The organism is Pseudomonas fluorescens (genome assembly GCF_902497745.1).
Classification (GTDB): Bacteria; Pseudomonadota; Gammaproteobacteria; order Pseudomonadales; family Pseudomonadaceae; genus Aquipseudomonas; species Aquipseudomonas fluorescens_BM.
Genome location: NZ_CABVHJ010000052.1, coordinates 1 through 2,700, shown reverse-complemented (window position 1 = coordinate 2,700; position 2,700 = coordinate 1). Strand labels below are relative to the sequence as shown.

2 protein-coding genes are annotated in these 2,700 nt (G+C 57.1%); both read left to right on the top strand.

All coding sequences use genetic code 11. From position 1 onward, the window contains the following. The first annotated feature begins 217 nt into the window (after window positions 1-217). Window positions 218-1,408: a reverse transcriptase domain-containing protein gene (locus F8N44_RS31065; RefSeq protein WP_224794861.1), complete on the top strand. Its 1,191-nt coding sequence runs from the start codon at window positions 218-220 to the stop codon at window positions 1,406-1,408. 23 nt (window positions 1,409-1,431) lie between these two features. Further along, a protein-coding gene (locus F8N44_RS31060) for an IS3 family transposase (protein ID WP_412071588.1) occupies window positions 1,432-2,663 on the top strand; the annotation gives its coding sequence in 2 pieces (ribosomal slippage) (window positions 1,432-1,771 and window positions 1,771-2,663; 1,233 coding nt in all). Window positions 2,664-2,700 lie beyond the last annotated feature (37 nt).

Sequence of the window (2,700 nt, the reverse complement as noted above, 5' to 3'; positions counted from 1 at the left end):
GTGCACCGTGAGGTGTACGGCGAAGCGTTGGCAGGGGAAACCAGCAGGCCAGCCATTGAGCCGCGAAATCATGAGTCCAGGGCGCCGACGCTGTTAAGCGAAGCGGAAGGCCACAGTGTGCATGACGATAATCGCAAGCCATGTTTCACGCCCTGCGCGGTCGTAGACCCTGAGCATGCTGGGAAGTCAACTGTACGGAAGCTGGGAGATCTCATCCGTGTCTGGTCGTGACAAGCCAGACGGGGCAGGAAAGGTCACAAGCCAAAAGCCTGCCGTCTACGCGGATGAGAAGTCGGATAACTCCGTAGTACCTGAGAAGTTGTCGAACAATGGGTTTTGCTCAGCGGAGACAATGGAGGAAAGGGAGTTAGCCAAGGGGAACAGCGAACAGCTTTCCGCATCCCGGACGCAGAGCCGGACAAGTGCGTTGTCAGGGTTGCTCGCTGTACGTCAAGCAGCTCGGCGAGATCGCCGGGTAAAGTTCACGAGCTTGCTGCACCACGTGACGGTCGAGCTATTGCACGAGAGTTTCTACAATCTCAAGCGAGACGCGGCCAGTGGTGTGGATGGTCTATCGTGGCGAGAGTATGAGCAAGGTCTGCTCACAAGGCTGACAGCCTTACACGACAAAGTGCATAGTGGCCGCTATCGCGCCCAGCCTGTCCGGCGGGTGTTTATCCCAAAGGCAGATGGTAGCGAGCGCCCGCTGGGCGTAACCGCACTGGAAGACAAGATCGTCCAGACCGCAGTCGTGCAAGTGCTCAACGCAATTTATGAGCAGAACTTTCTCGGACTCTCGTATGGTTTTCGCCCAGGTCGAGGGCAACACGATGCATTGGATGCGTTATCGGTAGGAATACAGAATTCGCGTGTTCGCTGGATATTGGACGTGGATATTCGAGCGTTCTTTGACACCATCGATCACGAATGGATGATGTGCTTCCTGCAACACCGAATCGCGGATAGGCGAATGTTAGCGCTGATAGCTCGATGGTTGCGCACAGGTGTTCTCGAAAATGGAAAGCGCATTCCTGCGAAGCAGGGCACGCCGCAAGGTGCGCCCATTTCACCGTTGCTTGCCAACATCTACCTGCACTACGTGATGGACTTGTGGATCAGGCAATGGCGCGAGCGTACTGCACGAGGTCAGATGATTGCTGTGCGGTACGCAGACGACAGTGTGCTTGGGTTTGAAAAGCATGAAGATGCATGGAGTTTTCGCCAGGCGTTGGAGGCTCGACTAGCTCAGTTCAACCTGACACTGCATCCAGAGAAAACACGTTTGCTACGGTTTGGCTGGTTCGCGATCGAAGATCGCAAGAAGCGCGGAGAAGGAAAACCGGAAACTTTCGATTTTCTCGTGGACGAGCCCCCTGAAAGACAGGACACCGTTTCCCCCTTAACATAAGGGATAGGCAAACGACTGTGTATATGACTAATAGAAACGATAAGGGTGGGGAGCTGTTGGGTCAGGAGCGGCGTCGCCGCTGGAGCCCAGAGCAAAAACTGGCCATGGTTCGCGAGAGCCTGCAACCGGGGCAAAGCGTCTCGGTGGTGGCTCGGCAGAATGGCGTTAATGCCAACCAGCTGTTTCAGTGGCGCAAGCTCTATCAGAGCGGCAGTCTCTCTGCGGTCAGTGCTGGAGAGAGCGTTGTGCCTGCTTCCGAACTGGCCGATGCGCTCAAGCAGATCCGCGAGCTACAGCGCATGCTGGGCAAGAAAACCATGCAGGTCGAGATCCTCCAGGAAGCCGTGGAGATTGCTCGGTCGCGAAAATGGATTGCGCACTCACCCTTGTTGCCGGGGGACGACCTGTGAAACTGATCAGTGAAAGTCTCGGTGTAGCGCGCTCGCAATTAACGGTTCGACTCAAGCCAGCGGCACGACCTCAAAGGCGTCGTCCTAGACTGGACGATGTCGCTTTGGTGGAAGAAATTCAGGCTGAGGTAATTCAGGCTGAGGTGAGTGAGCTGCCCAGCTACGGCTACCGCCGCGTGTGGGGCTTGCTGCGTCGCCGGCGTGAACAACAAAGTCAGGCGCCGATCAACGTCAAGCGGGTCTATCGCGTGATGCGCGATCATCAGTTGCTGCTTGAGCGACGAATTAAACAACCCGGCGTGGCGCGTCGCCACGAAGGCCGCATTGCCGTCGCCACCAGCGATACCCGGTGGTGCTCGGACGGGTTTGAGTTTCGCTGTGATGATAACGCCAAGCTGAGCGTGACCTTTGCCCTAGACTGCTGCGACCGCGAAGCCATCGGTTGGGTGGCCAGCCCGACCGGGTACAGCGGCGACGATATCCGTGATCTGATGCTGGAGGCGGTGGAAAAACGCTTCGGTGAAGAGGCGCCTGCCACTCCGGTGCAATGGCTGAGCGACAATGGCTCGGCCTACATCGCGGAACAGACACGCCTGTTTGCCCGACAGATAGGCTTGCAGCCGGTGACGACACCGGTGCGCAGCCCACAGAGCAACGGCATGGCCGAGAGCTTCGTCAAAACGATGAAGCGCGACTACGTCGCGCACATGCCCAAACCTGACCGTGAAACAGCCTTGCGCAACCTGACGATTGCCTTTGAGCATTACAACGAGGAGCATCCGCACAGCGCGTTGAAATACCGTTCACCAAGGGAGTTTAGGCGCTTGGCAGCGGCATCAATTTAACGGGGTATTGGTGTCCGGTTTGGCAGGGGCCAGTCCA